Here is a 19,563-nt window from a genome sequence, read left to right as displayed (position 1 = left end):
ATGAGCTCACTCACCCTCCACAGTTGCGATGGTCAACCGCTTATGCTAGTTTCTCCACGCGGGGCGAAATGCCTCCCATTTTGGATGACTAAGACCGACCACAACAATATTCCTGCAGAAGCAAGCAGTATATACTCCGAGCTGCTGGCTACTGATCTTTTTAGCATCTATCGCAATGCGTTTGAACAAGTCACAGGACAGACATTGGCTCTGATTCACTCTGACATCAGCAGCACTCCAGAAGAAGAATCAGGTCGCTGTAAAAATGATTTCTGTTCTTTGATGCTCAATACTGAGATCTGTAAAGACCGCTGCACAGAGCACACTCTAGACCTCTCAAAACGTATTGATCAGCAAGCGCTCACAGCCGCCTGCGAGGCCAATATTACGACCACACTTATTCCGGTAAACACCAAAGTGGGCATAGTTGCCTACCTCCGCTCAGGCCAAGTGCGAACAAATCAAAAGGAAATTGATTCAGAATTCTTTTTGAAAATTTCTGCAGCAATGCCACCACACGTTGGGCGCGATGTCATCATGCTTTTCGATGCTGCTAAAGTGTACACAAAAGACGAATATAAGTCCCAGCTTACCCTGTTAGGTGCCTTCGCGCTCCAACTTTCAGACTTGGCTAATAACTTGCTCATCCAGCCCAACCCAAAATCGGGCGGAATCGTAGATGTCACTAAACGCTACATCCACGAAAAACTCTCTGAAAAGATCAGCCTCGACACCTTAGCTGAGAACGCGAAAGTCACGAACAGCTACCTTTGCAAACAATTTAAAAAAGCAACCGGTCTTACGGTTGTTGAGTACATCAATCGTCATCGTATAGAATTAGCAAAAGAGCTTCTTTCTAGCAAAAATGTGCGTATCATCGAGATCGCCTACGAAACTGGCTTCCAATCGCTCTCACAATTCAACCGTAGCTTCCAACGCTACACGGGACAATCTCCCACAGAATACAAAGCGCAGTCAAAAGCCGAACTACCTAGCTAACGATGAAACCTCTGACACTCCTCTTCGCCGCGACTACCCTCTCCGTCATTACCGCCTGCACCACTACTCAGCAGACTGATGACCCCTTCGCTCCGACAGCAGCTCTAGCAAAACAATCTAACATTCCGATTGAAGATCTGGGCAGAGGCCATGCTATCTTTACCCGCCAGTGCATGCAATGTCACGAGAAGCGCATACCAAACGAGATCCCGACTAAGGAATGGCATGTCATCGTCCCAGGAATGGCTTGGAATGCAGGACTTTCTAAAGAGGAAGAAAAACTTGTAACTGACTACGTGGTAGCCGCTAGCCAAGTCAAAACTGAGCAAAAAAAATCTCAGTAAGGTTTTCTTATCGGAGACAAAATATGCACAGCTTTCGCGCCAATGTTGCGGAGCCGTCACATACATTACTTGCTAGCGTAGCCCCATAAGACAGCGCACTTCAGAGCTGTCACTACCTAGCACGTTATGAAACCACAGATTATTCCAAGTCTCCTTGTAGGGCTTGCAGGCTCAGCTTTCGCCGGAGCCCCATTACTTACGACACCAGCTCCTGAGGCAGATGCATTTGCAAATGCCATCACACCCATTTCTAACCCCACCTTTCAGGGCAATGCGCTACCGCAGACGAACGTCCACGCCATCTACATGTACCACCAGCTACCTAACACTATTAGCGCTGCTGGCACTCAGGTCGATCTAGGTGGCGATGTTAATGTTTTCGCTGTACAACTCGAGTACGCTTTCAATGAGCGGATCTCTTTAATAGCTACCAAAGATGGCTACGTGGACATGAATCCCGATCAGACCCTCTCGGACAGTGATGGTTTTGCTAACCTCGCAGCGGGCCTCAAGTACGCTTTCATCTACGACCCAGTCAGTCAATTCGTTCTCTCAGGCTCAGCGGTCTTGGAAGTCCCAACTGGAAACCGTGAAGTGTACCAAGGTTATGGTGACGGCGCAGTAAACCTCATTGCATCCGCGCTTAAACTTCATAATGGGTGGCAATTCTCCGGCTCAGTTGGGACTCGTCTCCCATTTGATGGTTCAGAAGAGTCTACCACTGGCTTCCTAAGCTCACACATCAGCTATCATGTCACTGAGAAATTCATTCCTCTGGTTGAGCTTAATTGGTTCCGCGTGCTCTCTGACGGTGAAGGCCAAGGAGCTTCACTAGGCCAGGTCCTAGAATTCGATGGACTTGACCTCATGAATTTCGGCTCAGTAAACGGCCGTGAAAATAAAGATACTGTCACCCTAGCTGCAGGTGCACGCTATAAGCTCACTGACCGTGTTAATGTCGGTGCTGCCTATGAGATCCCACTCACAGCTGAGGAGGACGGACTTACTGCCTCACGTCTCACTGTAGACCTTGTGTGGACTTTCTAATCCCTAGCTAAAAAAATGAGTAGTAGTGCCGTTCTAGTGTAAACTAGAGCGGCTTTTTTACGATGTCGTAAAACATCCGACACCCAACGCCAAGTAACCTTTACCAAAACAGGCTACATCATATATGATGAAATTTAATAACCTCCTAATAACTCATCAATAATACCTAACTCCTTGAGCACCCTATGAGCCTTCACGCTAATCTATCTACTGAAGCACAACTTGCTTTAGAGAGTCAGAAGAAAAAGTCGACCTTCTACTCCATCATCATTTCTATACTTATTTGTGCTCTGCTCGTCATCATTCTAAGTATTCTTGTCATGGCTACCGTGAGCAAGAAAACTCCAGAACTCGTATCTTACAGCATGGGAGTCGCTGAAACAGAAAGTATAGAGAAGCCAGAAATCGTAAACGAGGTTGCGCGCACACCTTCAGCGCCTTCACAGATGACGAGTGTTATCGCCAGCTCTGCTGCTGCTAGCATGTCTATTCCCACCGTAGATTTCAGTCTCGATACAGCATCGATAGAATTCGGAGCTGGTGAAGATTTTGGCGACGGAATTGACGGCGACCTATTCGGAGACTCCTCAGCAGCCACAGGTGCAGCTAGTGGCTTTGGCTCCAGCTCCAAAGTCCTTGGAACTATCGAGGGACACTTCTACGACTTCAAACAAGATCGAAGAGGGCGACCAGCTGAAGGTTACCGTGTCGGTAATAAGTCCTTCACTGCTCAAATCAATAAATTTCATCAGGCTCGTTTCAAAGAAAGCGGCCTTCGCGACCACTTCAAAGCAGACAAAACACTCTATTCTAGATTCATTGCAATTCCGAACTCAAAAGCGGATGCCGCTCCGCGCTTTTTCGGGGTGGAAAATGAAGTGAAACCAAGTGGCTGGTTAGTACACTACAGCGGTGAACTTAAAGCAGCAAAGACTGGTCGTTACCGACTCGTTGGCCATGGCGATGATTATGTTGGCGCCGCGATCAACGGCAAGCCAGCTCTAGTAGGAGCATGGACATCAATTGCTAGTGCAGTAAAAATAGATGGGGCGAATGCAGAGAGCCAACCAAACCACCGAGGACCATTTAAGCAAAACCTGATCTATGGCCGTTGGTTTGACCTCAAAGAAGGCGAAACATTCAAAGTTGATGTAGCCATTGGCGAAAACCCAGGTGGCTGGGTAGGGTTTGTACTCCTAGTAGAAGAAGAAGGCGAAAAATACAAAAAAGACAAGCAAGGCAATCCCATCCTCCCACCATTTACATTTGGAGACCTTGTCGCTGAAGACAAAGAGAGCTTTGAAAAATTCGAAGGTTGGGAGTTTGACCTAAAGAATATACCTAGCTTCCAGAGTATAGACTAATCTCGCTCTTTTGCTGAATAGCAAATGAACCATCTTTGATGGTTTGAACTACAGACTCATTTTTAATTTGCCGTTCCAGGAATTTCTTGGAACGGTCTTCCTTTTCCTAGGAATGTGGAATATACATATCCACACGTGCATCACACTAAGTTGTATTTAAACACCTTAGATGTTTATAATGCAACACACCTAATCTCAAACTGAGTTCATTGGGTAAACACACAGCATTTATTTATGAGCCTTCATGCCAATATTTCAGCCGAAGCACAACAAGCTTTAGCAAGCCAGAAGAAGAAATCGACCCTCTACTCGATCGTTGTTTCGCTACTCGTCTGCGCTCTACTTGTCATTATTTTAAGTATCCTCGTTATGGCAACTGTGAACAAGAAAACTCCCGAATTGGTATCCTACAATATGGGGATTTCTGAGACCGAAAACATTGAAAAGCCTGAAATCGTAAATGAGGTAGCTCGCACACCATCTGCCCCATCACAAATGGCTAGCGTAATCGCCAGCACCTCGGCCTCAAGTATGTCCGTTCCCACAGTAGATTTCAGTCTTAATGAAGCTTCTATAGATTTCGGAGCAGGTGACGACTTTGGCCTAGGATTCGAAGGTGACGACTGGGGAAGCGGAGGAGCCACTGGTGCTGCCGGAGGTTTTGGCTCCAGTACTAAGGTCTTGGGCACTATCGAAGGACGTTTCTACGATTTCAAACAAAACGCAAAAGGAGAACCTAACACACGTTATAAACCAATGAGCTTGGCTTCGATGCGCAGGAAAGACGGAGGCAGCTATGGTTCCGTAGTGAAAAAAATCCGTAATAGTAATTTTTCATCCAGCTCGCTAAGAGAATTTTATAAAGCGGAGCGTCCACTCTACGCTCGCTACATTGCTATCCCGCCAAGTAGTGCAAACCTTGCCCCAAAACAGTTTGGACAAGAAGGTAAAGTAGAACCCAGTAACTGGCTCATTCATTACCAAGGGAAAATTAAAGCTCCCAAAGATGGCACATTCAGATTTGCAGGGCATGGTGACGATCTCATAACTGTTGATCTCAATGGTGAATCAGTCTTCACCTCTGCTCTCATCAACAGCCCACTCCCAGACACAGTCAAGGAGAGCGGTAAGTCTACAGGACCAAAAGTTCCGACCTGGCGTAAAGGGGCCGATCTCGATTACGGATCTTGGTTTAATGTTCGAGAGGGTGAGACTCTTGATATCGACCTGGTAATATCGGAAGCTCCTGGTGGCTCTATGTATTTCGGTCTCATGATCGAAGAAAAAGGTGCGAAGTATCGTAAAGGTCAAGGTGGCCGAGACATCCTCCCTCCGTTCACTGTTGGCCATCTTGAAACCGAAGATAAGGCCACACTCAAGAAATTCCCAGGCTGGGAATGGGAATTAGAGAATGTCCCTGTCTTCATGGCTGTTGATTAACAACAAACCATATAAAATATACATGCAAAGCCCGTGTTACTCCATAACTCGGGCTTTACTATTTCAGCTCCTGCATAAAAAACTCTGTACCTCTGCACCGTCTACACCTTATCTCCATAGATACATGTTCGAAGTTAGGGAAAAACCAAACATGGTCGAGCGCGCCTTGCTCGTCCGACTCACATTCAATCGCCGTGATCAAGACGAAGATATCAGCCTGCTCCAGGAGCTGGAAGAACTCGTCGACACTCTTGGGATCGGTGTCGTAGAGCTACAGCTTGGCCACTCTCGCGCAATGCACAGGAAGTACCTATGCGGTACTGGCAAAGCTGCTGAAATTGTAGCGCTTGCACACGCCCACGAATGTGACTGTATTGTCTTTGACAACCAGCTCGCTCCCTCGCAGCAACGCGAATGGGAAGAACTCGCTCAGATCTGCGTCATTGATCGAGAAGAAGTGATCCTTGATATCTTCGCCCAGCGTGCTCAGACCAAAGAAGCACGCCTCCAGGTAGAACTCGCTCGCATGCAATACGCCCTACCTCGTATGGCCCGTATGTGGGGGCACCTTGACCGTGAAGGTGGTGGCGGTGCTGGTGGCGGTGCTGGTGGCGGTGGAGCTGCCCGTGGTATGGGTGAACAGCAAATCGAGGTTGATCGCCGTCTCGCCCGCAAGCGCATTGACCGAACCAAGCGCGAACTTGAAGCCGTACGCACTCAGCGCGCCACACGCCGTAAGGATCGTGAAAAAAACGACACTCCTCATGCAGCCATCGTAGGCTATACCAACGCAGGAAAATCGACACTCCTCAACACTTTGTCTGGTTCCGATATCATGGCGAAAGACATGCTCTTCGCCACACTCGACACCACCACTCGCTCCATTGAGCTACCAGACGGTCAAACACTCCTACTCACGGATACAGTAGGCTTCGTACGTAACCTCCCCCACCGTCTTGTTGAAGCCTTTAAAGCCACTCTAGAAGAGGCTGTACTCGCAGACTTTCTCATCCACGTGCTCGACTCCAACGACCCGCGCGCCATCGAGTTTTTTGAAACAACAATGGGCGTGCTCAATGAGCTCGGAGCTGAAGGCAAGCCGATGGTCACTGTACTCAATAAAATTGACGCCGTCGAAGACACTAGCATCTTAGCTAGTTTGAGTGACCGCTTCCCGAACACCATTTGTGTCTCAGCCCGGGACGGCATAGGTGTCGACGAACTATTACACAAATGTGCCGAGATGCTTGGCGACCGTGTACGCCGCCGAACCTACCGCATACCACAAAGCAGAGGTGATCTCAGCTCTCTGCTCCACACAGAAGCGAAGGTCATTTCTACTGAATATGAAGGTAATGACGTTCTAGTGACAGCTATAGTTCCAAGTATCATCTCTGGTCGACTCGAGCAATTCATCGCAGAATAGCCAGACATGCTTGATTGTTAGGTAAAAGAGTGGAACCTTCTCCGCGTACTCCACTATATTATGCGCTTTCTGCTTTTCCTGCTACCGCTAGCTACTCTTGCCGCGGAGATTCCAGCTCTCAATTACGACTCCGTTCTTGTCGAAAGACAAGAACCACCAAGAGCTCTTTTCATCGATGAGATCACTGGTGAAGAAATCCTTATTCCAAAGGAGATTGAAGACGGTACTCGCTTACAAATCTATCTCGACAAGCTGAACTTCGGCCCTGGTGTGATCGACGGAAAACCCGGCCAGTACACCAAAATGGCCATCGCCTCATTCAACAAGAAATACGGCAGAGATGAAGACGATATCAGCGTTGTCCAAGATCTTGCAAACCAAGAGGTAACTCAGCTATACGTCACCGCCATCGTACCAGAAGCGGCGAACAAATATGTCGACGTTAATTTCCGCTGGGGCAGCGATAGAGCTTATCAAGCCAGCCGAAAGGACATGCCATACCGCTCAGTAAGCGAATTCATGGCAGAGCGTTACCATTGTTCTGAGGATTTACTCAAACAGCTTAACGGGTCGAAAAAAATCAACCGTCTCAAACCGCGCGATAGTATCCGCGTTCCAAATGTGGAGCCCTTCCTCATTGAAAAAATGGGCCATGGACGCGGCTACAAAGAAGACCCACTCCTTAGTTCGCGCTGGGCAGTGATCGACACAGACATGCATCAGATCCGCATATACGAAGCGATCAATCCACCTACTATCGTAGAAACTGTAGAAAGCCAAAGCTACACCAGCAGCGAAACACTGGCTCCTGTGGAAACCAACCCTGAGCTGCCCATTCGTGTTGCCCTTGCAGACACGAACCCTGGCGAGCCAGCGCGTGCCATGATCATTGAAGAAGAAGGCCCCGCTGTAGAACTCAGCGATCATGACGAAGCGCGAGCTATCATCATCGCAGCCTTTCCGATCACTCCGGGTCGCCCACAATTCATCCGCCGTGGCACATGGAAAATGGTAAACTCTGTTGAATTCCCAACATGGCGTTATGACGATTCACTGCTCAAACAAGGCGTCTACAGTAAAGTAAGTCTCACCATTCCAGCAGGCCCAAACAGCCCTGTTGGAGTTCATTGGCAAGGTCTCAGCCGCAGAGGCATAGGCATCCACGGCACAAGCAACCCAGAGAGCATCGGTCGCGGCCTCAGCGCAGGCTGCATTCGTCTCGCCAACTGGGATGTCGTGAAAATGCCTAAACTCATCCGCCCTGGAGCCACCGTGATTATCAAGTAAGGTAAGTCACCTCACATCTATTTTCTAAAAGCTCTGTAGCACTTCGCTACAGAGCTTTTTTATTTCCACCGCGAGGCTCCAGTCATCATTGGAAACCGTAGACTCCAATCACTGGCTCCACATATTCATATTTCACACAACGTGTAACCTATTGCGCAATTTGTGAAAACTATTGTCGCACCATGTGAACCCTCAATGATTGCCCTCACCCGGTATCCTCTGTAATTCATTAATCTATGATAATAGCAAAAGCGTATACCCTTCTACCTTCAGTGGTTGTAGTCGGCAGCACTGAGCGTGATCATCATTTCCCCCATACCACATACTCCAGCTGTATAACTATCCTGACACGAACTACTGCCCTATGAATCACCCATACCAAATACGGGTGATCTCCCCCCCGCTCACCGTCAAATCATTCACTCAGCCTAACGAGCGAGCTTCAAGGGGCTTTGCTCTCATCGCCACAATCTCAGTGATGTCGCTATTGATCATGGTCGGGATCGGCATGCTATCACTCGCTTCTGTCTCAAGAAAAAATGCTGCCCACGAACGTCCACGTGCAGAAGCGATGGCAAATGCTCGCATGGCTCTGACCATTGCACTCGCCCAACTCCAAGAAAGCTCTGGCCACGATCAAAGGATCACAGCCACTGGAGATTCTGTCATGGCCCCCAGTGCTACTTCTTCCTCGAGCACCTCAAGAAAAAATTGGGTCGGCGTATGGGATAGTAGCACATTCAACCCAAACCCAAATAGCTCAGACAATGAAAAATCTACTCATTTCCTCAGGTGGCTCGTCTCTTCTAGTGATGAAACAAACATCACTGACGCGGACCCGACTCTAGTCAGCTTAAAGGACCCTCTTACCATTTTTGATGGAGCCGGAGTAGCAGATGATGTCGAAGTCGATAAAATCTCTATTCTTGGAGAAAATGGAGAAGCGAACGGCAGTTATGCATTCTGGGTGCAGGACAATGGAGTCAAAGCCAGCACCGTTTGGTCCCTCAACGAAACTGGAACAGATGAGGAACAGCAAGCAGCTAGATTAATGGCTGCTGCCGGCCCCGACATCACCTCTTTTACGTCCTCCGGCTCTCCAGTCAATGAGGCTAACTTAGACACCTACCATCAAGGCATAGAAAAGCTCACTTCGATCGATGACCTCTACTTAGCATTTGGCTCAGATCACTCCTATTCATGGGTGAAAGAAAACCACCACGACCTTACCGTCTTCAGCCAAGCTGTACTTTCCGACACCAAGCTCGGCGGTCTGCAACGCGATCTCAGCCTAGCCTTCGAAATGGACGCAAATGAGGAAGCAGAGTCCGCCGACAAATTTAACAAACAAGAAGGCGAATTCGTTGCTGGGGGTGATCGACTCGAAGAAGGTGAACAAACTCCAAGCATGCCTGTAAAAGCAAGGCTGCCGTACAGGGATACTGCTGATTCAAATAGTCCATTTGCATCAGACATTTCTGTCAATGGCTCTGTCATGCGCGGCCCAACATGGTGGGCTCTTAGAGACTACGCTAACCTCTACAAGCAAGTTCAAACGACTTCAGAGAATGCCAAGTTAACCGCTCGTGCTTATTACCCCAATAATCAACAAAATATAAATCTAAGCTCACGTGTAGGGGTCTTCGGTGGTAAATCCCTCTTCTTCCAAGAAAACGATCATAGGACGAATGCATATATCTATAAGCCTGCGAAGTCCAATTACGCTCCCATGCTAATCGGTTCTTCGACAATGATTAGCTACGGGGTCTCAAATACAAATAAGTTTCAAATTTTCTTAGATCAGCTAATGTTCTTATGGAACCCTTATAATTGCGATATTGAGTGCGAAAATCTCGTATTAAGTATGGGTGATGGCCTTCCTGGAGACCTCGGCATATGGGTCACTAAAAATGGTGCAGGCTCACCCGTAACATATCACCAAAACCTAGCGAACACCATTCGACTCAATGTTAGTAACACTGTCAGTAATGGAATCAACTACCTCATCAAAGACGAAAATGGAGGGCCTATCACTCTCAAACCTGGTGAAATAGTGGTGGCTAGTACGAGTGGTCAGCAAGGATCTGCTAACTTAGGTTACAACTGGAATACTACTTCTGGTCTCGTCCTAAGCACATTCAAAGGAGTTGGACCTAATGGAGAAGATGGTGAACTCTCTGTCGATGATTCTGATGATATTGGCTACCTCTATAAGTATCTTCTAAGTCAAGGTAGTTCGTTAACTGGTGGCGCTAATGCCATGCGAAATCAGTGGACTACATACTTACCCAACAATGTAATATCTCCAAGTGACTTAACCGATAGCAGCGCATTTGGAGACGAACTCCAACATATTCATTACCCTCACCACGGAGAGCAATCTAGCGCAGCAAACACAGATATTAGAGAGTTTGTATCACCTGAAGCTCAAGGTAGTGGAAGCAGTTCCGTACCAATTAACAGTCTCACGGCTGGAGCTTTGAAAGGGTCTAAAGTCGCGATAGGTGTCGTGACAACCATGATGAAACCAGCCTATTGGGATGGAGAAAACCCTAATCCAGTGGAGGTCTTTTCACGATTCAATCCTATGCCAACTATTGTAAAACGTGACTACAACCGCGTTTGTGGACTCAATCAGCTCTATAACTTCATCACAGACGCTGACCCAACAAACTTGATGACAAACTATGGCATTAATTTTTCCGCCCAAACGGCACGTAGTGCTTTCTGGGGACTCAGTTCAAGTTCAAATTCATCCACTCGTTTTCCCTTAGTCAACATCCCTAGAGCTCCATTGCTATCCTTGGCTGCGCTCTCGCATGCGAACATTTCCATCACAGCCAATGAAGCATTTAGAGCTATTGGCAACTCATGGTCATCTCCCCTTATTGATGTAGATACTACTTACGGAAAAATACATGACCGAGGGGAATTTCAAGATACTCTAGCACAAGACCTCTCGTGGCACATGAATGACGCGCTATTTGACCGTTATTTCTTCTCCGGTTTTGCTGGAAACTCTCCAAATACCGTCATTACCTCATTTTACGACGGAAATCACGATGACGCCGAAGCCAGTCCGTCTCTCATACCTTATGTCCCTGAAGGTAAAGATGCCGATACTATATACGCCGACCTTAATATAGACGATAACGACGACGGATACAAAAGAACATCGGCATATGCTCTAGTCAACGGAGCGTTCAATATCAACTCGACCTCAGTCGAAGCTTGGTCATCCTTTCTCCGCTCGAATAGAAACTTAGAAATCCAATATGCCGAAGGAGGCAACGCCTCCACCACCAATGCTACTCCATTCCCAAGTGGCCCATTACCCTCGGAGAAAGGCAACGGTGCGCAAGAGCATTGGTCTGGATTCGGTGAACTTTCTGACGATCAAATCGCAGCACTCGCAACTATCCTGGTAGAAAAAATTAAAGAACGTTGTGCCGAAAATGGCCCCTTTATGAGTCTCTCTGACTTCATCAACAGAAGAATGGGTGATCACCAAGGAATCCTTCAGGAAGCCATTGATGAAGCCGGCGTCAATGCTGTGGCACGTGATGACGTAGAATCACAAAACGGCATTCCCCTCACTCCCATATACGAAGCGAATGGAACTTCAGATTACTTCCAATTCGAGCAAGACAATGGCACACCAAGATCTACTGCCACGGGCATCCCTGGAGAAATTAATCAAGCTGACCTACTTTTACCTATCGCTCCTCGCCTACGTCCTAGGAGTGATACCTTCACTATCCGCGCTTATGGTGAATCACTAGACTCCAACGGGAACAAGCTAGCGGAGGCATATTGCGAGGCTGTCGTTCAGCGTGTTCCAGAATACGTAGATTCACACCTCAATGATCCTTGGGACGAACCCTCAGACACCCCAAACGAGTTTCCTAAACAGAAGCCAGAAACATCCACCGTCCTCCTAGGCATCAATAAAACTCTAGGTAGGAAATACAAAACCCTTTCCTTCCGTTGGCTCAACTCAGACGAAATATGAAAACCCCAATAAAACTCCTTATCTGTCTCTTCTCGCTCCTCTGCTCTGTTTATGCACAAAGTGAGCAAGCTGACGCATTCGAAAAGAAAGCAAAGTCTACCTTCTCCTGCGTGATTTGGGACAAGCTCGAAACTGAGCAATTATTCTTCCAATATAAAAAGCAATTCCACCCCTTGAAATTGCGTAAAGGGACTCGCTCGAAATCCTTTCCAATTGAAAAAAGTGATTTTTTTACACTCTACACGAAACAAGAAGTGGATGGGAAAACTCAATACCAGCCGTACGCACAGTGCAAAATGCCAAGCTTTAAGCAACGTGCACTTTTCTTACTTATTCCCGACTCTACATCTACTGAACGCCCACTCCGAATAACTGGAGTCGACGACTCATTAGGGAGCTTCCCTCCTGGGTCCTATAAATTCTTTAACCTTACAAAAACCCCACTCCAAACCCTCATTAATGGACAAAAATCTAGAGTTTCTGCAGGTAGCATTAAAGTCGTTGATGCCAACGTTCCAGTAAAAGGAGGCATGCTACCTTTCATCATTGGAGCCAATAATAAAATCATTTTTGAGACCCGTCTATTCAGCCAACCAAAGGAGCGTAAGATGGTCTTCGTCTTTCCTGAAACCTCTAAGAACAAGGCGCGCCCTATCCAACTCAAGTTCCTTTCCCAGCTCGTAAACCCGAGTGAGCTTATGGCTCAAAAATAAACCACTCCCGAGTACATCGGAGGCCAATTCTCGCTCTTGCGCTCTTTCTTGAAAGCTGCCACCTTGCTGAAAATTTGATATGGCCACTCCGAAACTAAAGCTCGCTGTTCTCAACGGAAAACCTGAAATCTTTCATACCCTCCAAGGCGAAGGAGTGAGCATGGGTGTGCCTTCGATCTTCGTACGCTCCTCCCTCTGTAACCTCCACTGTACTTGGTGCGATACCGACTACACGTGGAATTGGGAAGGGACTCCGTGGCCGCATGAAAACGATAAAGTCGAAGGTTATAAGAAATTTAAAAAGTCAGAGTACATTCTCGATTGCTCGATCGAAGAGGTCGCCGAGCAAGTTCAGCAGTTTCCCTGTAAAAACCTCATTCTCACTGGTGGAGAACCTCTCCTCCAGCAACCAGCTTGGCTCGCTCTCATCAAGCACTTAAGAGATCAAGATTCTAGCTATCGTTTCGAAGTAGAAACCAATGGAACCCAGCTGCCCGCCCCTGAAATGGCAGTCGCCATCGACCAATTTAATGTCTCTACGAAGCTTAGTAATTCAGGGAACTCCGAGAAACTGCGTGACTGTCAAAAAGCGATGCAATGGTTTGCTCAATCGCCCAAGGCTTGGTTCAAGTTTGTCATCCAAGACCCCGCTGACCTAGCTGAAATGCAGGGCCTTGAAAAAAAGTATGCGATCCCACGCGAACGTATATTGCTTATGCCTGAGGGTCGCGATGAAGCCACACTGCATTCTCGGAGGCTCTGGCTAGCAGACCTCTGCCGGGATCACGGCTACAGATTCTCAGACCGACTCCACATCCAACTCTGGGGTTCCAAACGTGGCGTTTGATTTTTTCTAGAAAAATTTGTAACTTCTGTGCAACTTTTTCCAAGGCCATCGGTTTCACCTACCGAACCCACCCACTATTATGAATCACAACGAAAACAACGACCCAGTCTGGAAGCTGCTTGACCATGCCTCTGAGCAAAAAGCCAGCTCACTGTTTTCGCGTGATGTCATGCGGGATATCCGCTTAGAAGAGCAAGAGTCTCAGTCCTGGTGGAAAAAGCTTCTCAGCCCAGCTCCTATAGTTGGCACACTCGCTACAGCAGCGGCATGTATAGCTCTCGTCCTTAGCTCTCAAGCCCCAGAGGCTCTCACTCCAACTCCAGTAGCGCATGCTGAGACCATGTCTTCAGAGCAAGGCTTCGATGCTCTTGCTGATACAGTCGCAGCGAACGATGACCTCAGCTATCTCATTGATCCGCTTTCACTTGTAGCTAGCTATGATGTCGACCTTATTGCCGACTATGAAATGCTCATGGATCTTTAGGCGACTACCGTAAAAGTTTTTATAAAGTTCTCTTAATAATTAAGGAGTTTTAAAATAAATTTGACAGCTGAGAGGTTTTTTATAAAAACTTAGAGCAGTTAGATTAAATTTATGAACCTCCTACGCATCATTCTTTTCATCGCTTTAAGTAGCAGCCTGCTCAGTGCTGGCAGCTTTAAGCGCGTGGTGATTGATCCAGGACATGGAGGTAAGGACAAAGGCGCTATCTGGGGAGGAGTCCGCGAATCCGACCTCAACCTAAAAGTCGCGAATAAGCTGGCGAACATTCTTAGAGCAAACGGACTCGATGTCACCCTCACTCGCAATAGTGATCACTATGTTTCACTGAGCCGCCGCGCAGAACTATCTAACCGCTACAGAGACACTATTTTTGTTAGCATTCACTTCAATGCCAGTACTCACACTTATGTTCGAGGTGTTGAAACATTCTATGCGAGTAGCAGTGGCAAACGTCTCGCTGACTCCATCCAGTCTCGGATGGTGCAGCGTCTCAATCTTAAGAACCGTAGAATTCGTCTCGGAAGCCAGTACGCGGTACTTAATAAAACCAACTGCACAGCAGTTCTGGTAGAATGTGGCTACATCAGTAACTGGACTGAGCGACAAAATTGTAATCGCTCATGGTACCAGTCGCTTACAGCAAGCGCTATTGCAGATGGAATTCTCCATTATCGCTAGAATTTTTCAGTGCGTCTTTAGCAGATTACTGTTAGTGCTACTGCGTGATCCGCACTCTCCTTTTTCTTTTCGCATTAGTTAGCACCCTTCATGCTCAAAACTACGTCCCCAGTGGTGAGCGCCCTCCTGCATTCCCCCGTGAATTCCGCGCAGCATGGGTAGCAACAGTCTACAATATCGACTGGCCAAGCCGCCAAGGACTCAGCGCCTCGACACAGAAGTCCGAGCTTATTGCCATTTTAAATAAAGCGCAGAAGCTCAACCTCAATGCTCTCATTTTCCAAGTCCGCCCAAATGCAGACGCTCTTTACAGCTCCAACCTTGAACCATGGAGCCACTGGCTCACGGGTACGATGGGGAAATCCCCAGGCTACGACCCGCTCCAGTACTGTATCGAGCAAGCCCATGCCCGTGGAATCGAAGTCCATGCCTGGTTCAATCCATTCCGCGCTCTGCCTAATAAATCAATGGCTACCTCGAGCAATCACGTCAGTCGCACTCACCCTCAGCACACCAAGACCTACAAAAACTATAAATGGCTCAACCCTGCCGATAGCTTCACACAGAAGCGCGCGCTCGGAGTTATCATGGATGTAGTGAAGCGCTATGACATCGATGGAGTTCATATCGATGACTACTTTTACCCCTATCCTACCATCGTGGGAGGCCGCCCTTCGCCTGACTTCCCAGACGGAAAATCTCCTGCACAGCGCCGCGCCTATGTGGATGGCTTTGTGAAAAGCATGTACAGCTCTATCAAGGCGAAGAAACCATGGGTGCGCGTAGGGATTAGCCCATTTGGTATTTGGCGCCCGGGTGTGCCTAGCGGAATCGAAGCAGGAATAGATGCCTATGAGCACCTGAGTGCAGACTCTCGCAAATGGCTCAAAAATGGTTGGTGTGACTACTTGTCCCCTCAGCTCTACTGGCGCATTTCTCCAGCGAAACAATCCTACACGAACTTACTCAGCTGGTGGCGTCAGCAAGGTTCACGCCCAGTCTGGCCAGGCATAGCAACGGCACGCATTCAGAGTTCTGATGATCCAGGGCGCCCTGCCTCAGAAATTATCAAACAAATAGAGCTCTCACGAACTATTGGCCGTAACTGGGCTGGTTCACTTCAGTGGAGTATGAAGTCGCTTATGCAGAACCGTGGTGGAATATCCTCCAGTTTAGAAAAAGGACTCTTCTCTGTGCCAGCTCTGGTCCCGCCCATGACCTGGATCTCTAAGAAGTCTCCAGCTGCACCAAGCCTTTCTGCTACTTCTTCTGGCGGGAGCACTTCACTCCGAATTGGTAGAGTCCCAGGTGTCCAGCGATATGCTGTACAGGCCCGTTACGGGAAATCATGGAGCTCTATCGCAGTCACGGCCCAACCTAGTATCACACTTAGGGGAACACCTGATGCCATTGCTGTCACAGCTGTCGATCGTTATGGCAATGCCAGTGGACCCAGAGTGCTAGGTAAAAAACCATAGTGTCGATTCTTGCCGAGTGACTTATCCCTCTTGACAAAATGACTCACTCCAGCCAATGCCTGCGTCCTTGCTCATGCCATTTCTATCTTTACTTCAGATAAAAAAGCTGAGCATATAATCAAGAAATCTTAATAGCTCGCCCCTCAGCTCTCTACACTTATGAAGATTAAACTCTTTCTATCCGCCTCACTTGCAGTTCTTGGGCTCTGGCTCGCAGCAGCCTTTCTTCACACAGTAGACGTAGCTAGCTATCATACTCAGAGCTCCTCTATTGAAGCTGTCAAAAACGAGGGGAATGCTCAAGCTCGTGAATTTACCGATGAGCCATCCATCGAGACGGCCTCTCTGAGTGAGTAAATAGAACCTTCTCATACCTCTATTCATCCCGCCCTTTGCGTCGTATCGCGAAGGGCTTTTTTTGTACACTTGTTTGAACTATCTTTTGTACGTTCTTGCTGAATACGACTGCACCTATTGATTAATAGTGCCTTATAGGTTATTCTCTCTCTCATCGGCAATAATAGATACTCCCCCTGAGATCTATGAAGGCTGATCGCTTCGGCGACACACACACACACAAGACACATATGACTTTTCTAAACATTTTTAATGGTTTAGTTAGTAGGGGTATCTGCGTAGTTGCATTAACCTGTATTATAACACCAGCCAACGGGGCTATCGTTTCGTACGAGAGAGACCTCGTGGGTGCTATCTTTGATCCTAACTCTAGTGATCATATGTTCGCACAAAACGGAGCAGACTTATCTCTCAATTCTGGGACCCTCACCTTCGATACTGATACAGGGAGATACATGATAGATTCAACATCCTATCAAGTTCCTGCTGAATTTAACTACTATGATAAGACAGAGACGAGCGACTATGCTGTCTTCAATTTTTCATCAATCAACCTTGAATCTAACGTCAACATTACGGTGACAGGAAGTCGTGGGTTAGCACTGCTCTCTCAGAGTGACTTCTATCTTGGAACAGATCTAGACTATAGTGGGCAAGCTAGTGGAACCAATGGGGGCAACATTTCACTTGTTTCTGACGGGACCCTCACGATCAGCTCAAAAGTATCATCCAATGGTGCCAACGGCGCAAATGGTGGTTCTATTTTTCTTTTTGGAGGCCCTGGGTCTGCTGGGGGTAACGCAGGGAACATTTCAATCGGTGCTGCACAATTCATCCTAGAGGGTTCAATCGAGGCCACTGGAGGCAATGGCGGTGATGCAGGATTCGGATTATTCAATGATGCTTCTGGCGGCAATGGCGCAGACGGAGGGCCTGTAGAGATTATTGCAGATGCTTACGATGTAACAAGCGGCAGTATTGCTAACAATGCGGGCACAGGTGGTCAGAATGATGGCGTAGGTAATGCAGCTAATGGCAACACTTCGGCAGCTCCGTTTTCTAACGGTTCGGAGCTAGGAACTGGATTTGGTGGTGATGGTAGAGGTATAAACACCACACCTATTTACATTTCATCTCTTCAAGGGCCTACTATAACAGCTGTACCTGAGCCAAGTAGCTCCGCCATGTTAATCCTCTCAGCTTTTAGTTTTCTTGCACGCCGTAAACGGACGAGCGCATAGCAACATTTCTATTCTCCCCCCGAACAAAAAAATAGCTTTGCAAACTAGGCTTCGCTTCAGTCCTTCGATTAGCATCATTTTGGGATTTATGTAGGGCCTCCTGAGTTTCTTAAACCTTATTAAGGAATACTCCAAATCATATTAAATATGCAAACAGTCATCATATGCAGTTATAGTGAATATCTATAATTTCAATTTCCCTGAAGTCAACCTCCCTTACATAGGGCAACACACACATACCACCATGAAACTCATTATTCCATTTCTTTCCTGTTTTATAGCAGGCTATGCACATAGTGCAGCAGTAATCACGGAGGCAATTTTCGATCCTGGTGCAGTTGAATTCACCAACCATGGGAATCTCGAACTGACCGGTTCTCAAACTCTCACATTCAATATGGTAAGTGGTGCACTGAGTTACACTGGACAAACCACGGCTTACACCGCGACCACTGTAGCTACAAATTATTCAAGCTCACCCCAGGACAGCTACTTCGCATTCGTTTTTGAAAATTTTGTCATAGGTAAAAACGTCACCATTGATGTGATTTGGGGGAATACTCCACCACCAGCAGGTTTAGCCATTCTTGCTACAGGCAATTTCACACTTGAGGCAGAGTTATCCTATTCCGACCCAGCCCAAGCTCAGGCATATGATGGAGGAAATATATCGTTAGTCTCCAGAGGCGATATGATCCTCAATTCCGTCATTTCTTCAGATGGAGCTGTCGGTAAAGGTTCTAATAAAAATGGCCGAAATGGTGGGATCATCACTATTGCGACTGGCTCTAACCTTGATGCCAGTGGCGCTGCCATTAGCAGTAACGGCGGCGATGGAGCTAAAACGAATAGCAATGACGGCGGTAATGGTGGTGTAATTGATATTTACGCTAAGAGCATCACTGGCATCTATGATGATATTGCAATCAGTGCGGAGGGAGGCACAGGGAAGACTAACGGTAACATAGGCAGTGAAGATGATTTCACTGGCATCAGTTTCCCCTCGAACGATCTAGACTACCTTACGACCAATTTCAACAACTCAACAACCACCGCCATTCCTGAACCAAGTAGCTCCGCCATGTTAATGCTCGGTGGTTTGGGATTTCTCTCACGCCGTAAACGTAAGAGTACATAATAGTTTCCAATACTCCCCCCGAACAAAAAAAAGCTCTGACCGTATGAACAGTCAGAGCTTTTTACTTAGATGTATTAATATACTATATTAGCCCAGCAGCGTACTGCGGCTGTAGAGGGATACCACAGGGATACCACGCGCTTCGATCGCAGCGCGGCCACCCTCTTCACGGTCGACTAGAACTAAAGCAAATTTGACTGTTCCACCGGCGCGCTCAATCGCTTCGATCGCCTGGATAGTGGAACCTCCTGTAGTGATCACATCGTCAACGACTACGACCTGGTCACCTTCCTTGAAATTACCTTCGATCTGCTTTCCTCTTCCGTGGCCTTTTGGCTCTTTACGGATATTGAAGACCTGAATCATTTCGTCAGGAGTCTCCATGGCAGAAGTCATACCAACAGCGAGAGATATAGGGTCAGCCCCCATAGTCATACCACCAATAGCGTCGATATCTAGCCCTTCGGCTTGAATACGTTCGCGCACAGCCTTCCAGCCGAGCTTACCAATGAGCTGCGCGCCTACTGGGTCGAGCGCAGTCACGCGGCAGTCGATGTAGAGGTCTGATTTAGCACCAGATGCGAGGGTGAATTCGCCAGTACGTACTGACTTTTCTAACAAAATTGATTTCAATGAGTCGTAGATCTCAGACATGGCGTGAGCATTTACTTCTGGATTAAAAATGTA

17 protein-coding genes are annotated in these 19,563 nt (G+C 47.5%); 16 read left to right on the top strand and 1 reads right to left on the bottom strand.

Going from position 1 to position 19,563, the window contains the following annotated elements; translation table 11 throughout:
- The 16 genes from ACSHX2_RS00270 (at position 1) to ACSHX2_RS00195 (ending at position 18,876) form a co-directional block, all read left to right on the top strand.
- Positions 1-999: a helix-turn-helix domain-containing protein gene (locus ACSHX2_RS00270; RefSeq protein WP_435689432.1), complete on the top strand. Its 999-nt coding sequence runs from the start codon at positions 1-3 to the stop codon at positions 997-999.
- A 2-nt stretch (positions 1,000-1,001) separates the two neighbouring features.
- The gene (locus tag ACSHX2_RS00265; RefSeq protein WP_435689430.1) at positions 1,002-1,343 is read left to right on the top strand and encodes a c-type cytochrome; all 342 of its coding nucleotides are present in this window, start codon (positions 1,002-1,004) and stop codon (positions 1,341-1,343) included.
- Between the two features lie 126 nt (positions 1,344-1,469).
- The gene (locus ACSHX2_RS00260; protein ID WP_435689428.1) at positions 1,470-2,390 is read left to right on the top strand and encodes a transporter; all 921 of its coding nucleotides are present in this window, start codon (positions 1,470-1,472) and stop codon (positions 2,388-2,390) included.
- A 185-nt stretch (positions 2,391-2,575) separates the two neighbouring features.
- Positions 2,576-3,754, top strand: coding sequence for a hypothetical protein (locus ACSHX2_RS00255; protein ID WP_435689426.1), 1,179 nt, complete (start codon positions 2,576-2,578; stop codon positions 3,752-3,754).
- Between the two features lie 234 nt (positions 3,755-3,988).
- Positions 3,989-5,194, top strand: a complete 1,206-nt coding sequence (locus ACSHX2_RS00250; protein ID WP_435689424.1) for a hypothetical protein — start codon at positions 3,989-3,991, stop codon at positions 5,192-5,194.
- A gap of 124 nt (positions 5,195-5,318) precedes the next feature.
- Positions 5,319-6,620 (top strand): GTPase HflX, encoded by a 1,302-nt coding sequence (gene hflX / locus ACSHX2_RS00245; RefSeq protein WP_435689422.1) that lies wholly within the window; start codon positions 5,319-5,321, stop codon positions 6,618-6,620.
- Positions 6,621-6,680: 60 nt separating this feature from the next.
- Complete coding sequence (locus tag ACSHX2_RS00240; RefSeq protein WP_435689420.1) at positions 6,681-7,907, top strand: L,D-transpeptidase family protein; 1,227 nt, start codon at positions 6,681-6,683, stop codon at positions 7,905-7,907.
- 364 nt (positions 7,908-8,271) lie between these two features.
- The gene (locus ACSHX2_RS00235) at positions 8,272-11,919 is read left to right on the top strand and encodes a hypothetical protein (protein ID WP_435689418.1); all 3,648 of its coding nucleotides are present in this window, start codon (positions 8,272-8,274) and stop codon (positions 11,917-11,919) included.
- A complete protein-coding gene (locus ACSHX2_RS00230; RefSeq protein WP_435689416.1) occupies positions 11,916-12,632 on the top strand; it encodes a hypothetical protein in 717 nt (238 codons plus the stop codon). The genes ACSHX2_RS00235 and ACSHX2_RS00230 overlap by 4 nt, the downstream gene beginning before the upstream one ends.
- 79 nt (positions 12,633-12,711) lie before the next feature.
- On the top strand, positions 12,712-13,479 hold the full coding sequence (locus ACSHX2_RS00225; protein ID WP_435689414.1) for a 7-carboxy-7-deazaguanine synthase QueE: 768 nt from the start codon (positions 12,712-12,714) through the stop codon (positions 13,477-13,479).
- 79 nt (positions 13,480-13,558) lie between these two features.
- Positions 13,559-13,963 (top strand): hypothetical protein, encoded by a 405-nt coding sequence (locus tag ACSHX2_RS00220; protein WP_435689412.1) that lies wholly within the window; start codon positions 13,559-13,561, stop codon positions 13,961-13,963.
- A 111-nt stretch (positions 13,964-14,074) separates the two neighbouring features.
- Positions 14,075-14,662 carry an N-acetylmuramoyl-L-alanine amidase family protein gene (locus tag ACSHX2_RS00215; protein ID WP_435689410.1) on the top strand — a complete coding sequence of 196 codons (588 nt, stop codon included), beginning with the start codon at positions 14,075-14,077 and terminating at the stop codon, positions 14,660-14,662.
- Between the two features lie 44 nt (positions 14,663-14,706).
- Entirely contained in the window at positions 14,707-16,140 is a 1,434-nt protein-coding gene (locus ACSHX2_RS00210) for a glycoside hydrolase family 10 protein (protein WP_435689408.1), read from the top strand.
- 159 nt (positions 16,141-16,299) lie between these two features.
- Entirely contained in the window at positions 16,300-16,497 is a 198-nt protein-coding gene (locus tag ACSHX2_RS00205) for a hypothetical protein (RefSeq protein WP_435689406.1), read from the top strand.
- Between the two features lie 230 nt (positions 16,498-16,727).
- Entirely contained in the window at positions 16,728-17,738 is a 1,011-nt protein-coding gene (locus ACSHX2_RS00200; RefSeq protein ID WP_435689404.1) for a PEP-CTERM sorting domain-containing protein, read from the top strand.
- 244 nt (positions 17,739-17,982) lie between these two features.
- Positions 17,983-18,876: a PEP-CTERM sorting domain-containing protein gene (locus ACSHX2_RS00195; RefSeq protein WP_435689402.1), complete on the top strand. Its 894-nt coding sequence runs from the start codon at positions 17,983-17,985 to the stop codon at positions 18,874-18,876.
- A gap of 87 nt (positions 18,877-18,963) precedes the next feature.
- On the opposite strand, the gene pyrE is transcribed toward ACSHX2_RS00195, so the two are convergent.
- Positions 18,964-19,530 (bottom strand): orotate phosphoribosyltransferase, encoded by a 567-nt coding sequence (gene pyrE / locus ACSHX2_RS00190; RefSeq protein WP_435689400.1) that lies wholly within the window; start codon positions 19,528-19,530, stop codon positions 18,964-18,966.
- Positions 19,531-19,563: the final 33 nt, after the last annotated feature.

This window comes from Rubritalea sp. (genome assembly GCF_051252225.1).
Classification (GTDB): domain Bacteria; phylum Verrucomicrobiota; class Verrucomicrobiia; order Verrucomicrobiales; family Akkermansiaceae; genus Rubritalea.
The sequence above is the reverse complement of the archived record's forward strand: the minus strand, read 5'-3'. Positions and strand labels throughout refer to the sequence as shown.

Coding starts and splice junctions, on each gene's coding strand:
- ACSHX2_RS00270 (WP_435689432.1), top strand. CDS start 1: ATGAGCTCACTCACCCTCCACAGTTGCGATGGTCAACCGCTTATGCTA.
- ACSHX2_RS00265 (WP_435689430.1), top strand. CDS start 1,002: ATGAAACCTCTGACACTCCTCTTCGCCGCGACTACCCTCTCCGTCATT.
- ACSHX2_RS00260 (WP_435689428.1), top strand. CDS start 1,470: ATGAAACCACAGATTATTCCAAGTCTCCTTGTAGGGCTTGCAGGCTCA.
- ACSHX2_RS00255 (WP_435689426.1), top strand. CDS start 2,576: ATGAGCCTTCACGCTAATCTATCTACTGAAGCACAACTTGCTTTAGAG.
- ACSHX2_RS00250 (WP_435689424.1), top strand. CDS start 3,989: ATGAGCCTTCATGCCAATATTTCAGCCGAAGCACAACAAGCTTTAGCA.
- hflX (WP_435689422.1), top strand. CDS start 5,319: ATGTTCGAAGTTAGGGAAAAACCAAACATGGTCGAGCGCGCCTTGCTC.
- ACSHX2_RS00240 (WP_435689420.1), top strand. CDS start 6,681: ATGCGCTTTCTGCTTTTCCTGCTACCGCTAGCTACTCTTGCCGCGGAG.
- ACSHX2_RS00235 (WP_435689418.1), top strand. CDS start 8,272: ATGAATCACCCATACCAAATACGGGTGATCTCCCCCCCGCTCACCGTC.
- ACSHX2_RS00230 (WP_435689416.1), top strand. CDS start 11,916: ATGAAAACCCCAATAAAACTCCTTATCTGTCTCTTCTCGCTCCTCTGC.
- ACSHX2_RS00225 (WP_435689414.1), top strand. CDS start 12,712: ATGGCCACTCCGAAACTAAAGCTCGCTGTTCTCAACGGAAAACCTGAA.
- ACSHX2_RS00220 (WP_435689412.1), top strand. CDS start 13,559: ATGAATCACAACGAAAACAACGACCCAGTCTGGAAGCTGCTTGACCAT.
- ACSHX2_RS00215 (WP_435689410.1), top strand. CDS start 14,075: ATGAACCTCCTACGCATCATTCTTTTCATCGCTTTAAGTAGCAGCCTG.
- ACSHX2_RS00205 (WP_435689406.1), top strand. CDS start 16,300: ATGAAGATTAAACTCTTTCTATCCGCCTCACTTGCAGTTCTTGGGCTC.
- ACSHX2_RS00200 (WP_435689404.1), top strand. CDS start 16,728: ATGACTTTTCTAAACATTTTTAATGGTTTAGTTAGTAGGGGTATCTGC.
- ACSHX2_RS00195 (WP_435689402.1), top strand. CDS start 17,983: ATGAAACTCATTATTCCATTTCTTTCCTGTTTTATAGCAGGCTATGCA.
- pyrE (WP_435689400.1), bottom strand. CDS start 19,530: ATGTCTGAGATCTACGACTCATTGAAATCAATTTTGTTAGAAAAGTCA.